The organism is Monashia sp. HAY1-5C (assembly GCF_056755255.1).
Map to the genome: position 1 here is coordinate 1 of NZ_JBPGXG010000391.1, position 268 is coordinate 268.

The following is a 268-nucleotide window of genomic DNA, read 5'->3' on the forward strand; positions in this document are numbered from 1 at the left end:
CGGAAGAGCTTGGTGCCTATTCGCGTGCTTCGGTTTCATGGCTCGAGGGGGTCTATCTCACGCTTCGGCCATCCTTCGGGGATCAGAATGCGATTTTTGCCTATTGCACCGAGATCGCCTGGGATAGCGAAAGCACGCGCCTGAGTTTCAGGGAGCGCGAGCGCAGCGACGCCTCATTTTCACAGCAGGGCTCGGTATCGGTTCCGCATCTATCGGGGCATATCTATCTCGTCACGAATTCGTCCGGGCAGTATCGTATGGCGATATT

The 268-nt window shown here is 56.3% G+C and carries 1 protein-coding gene; it reads left to right on the plus strand.

Translation table 11 applies throughout. From position 1 onward, the window contains the following. Positions 1 to 268 (plus strand): hypothetical protein (locus ACR9ZK_RS22145; RefSeq protein ID WP_481344099.1); only part of this gene is annotated, 268 nt, incomplete at both ends.